Here is a 775-nt window from a genome sequence, read left to right on the forward strand (position 1 = left end):
GTCTTTCCGTCCCGTTGCGGGTAACCGGCGTCTTCCACCGATAACCACCATTTCACCGACGCTCATGGCTCGAGCAGCGCACGATCGTTACACCATTCGTGACAGGTCGGAACTTACCCGACAAGGAATTTCGCTTACCTTAGGACCGTTAGTAGTTACGGCCGCCGTTTACTGGGGCTTCGATTCAATGCTTCGCCTTATGACTAACATCCCCTCTTAACCTTCCAGCACCGGGCAGGTGTCAGGCCTTATACCTCATCTTTCGATTTTGCAAAGCCATATGTTTTTGCTAAACAGTCGCCTGGGCCTTTTCACTGCGGCTGCTCATCACTGAGACAGCGCCCCTTCTCCCGAAGTTACAGGGCCATTTTGCCGAGTTCCTTAGCCATGATTCACTCGAGCACCTTAGGATTCTCTCCTCGACTACCTGTGTCGGTTTACGGTACGGGTTTTCTTTACCTGAAGCTTAGCGGTTTTTCTTGGAAGTCTGATTACCTGCTCTATCAGCGCCCCCGTAGGTTTGCTGTACTATTAGGCTTCAGCAAGAACTGCGGATTTGCCTACAGCTCCTATACCTACACCCTTTAACGAACTATTCCGTCAGTCCGCGGCAGTGTCACTACTCCGTCTCCACATCGCAGTAAAGAAAAGTACTGGAATATTAACCAGTTGTCCATCGGCTTACTCCTTTCGGATGCGCCTTAGGCCCCGACTAACCCTGATCCGATTAGCGTTGATCAGGAAACCTTAGTCTTTCGGTGGGCGGGTTTCTCAC

Annotated in this window: 1 rRNA gene; it reads right to left on the minus strand. The window is 51.2% G+C overall.

The annotated features are described in order from the left end of the window. A 23S ribosomal RNA gene (locus tag SD31_RS14470) occupies positions 1-775 on the minus strand; the annotation flags it as partial.

Origin of the sequence: Sphingobacterium sp. T2, assembly GCF_000814685.1 — a bacterium.
GTDB classification, from domain to species: Bacteria; Bacteroidota; Bacteroidia; order Sphingobacteriales; family Sphingobacteriaceae; genus Sphingobacterium; species Sphingobacterium thermophilum.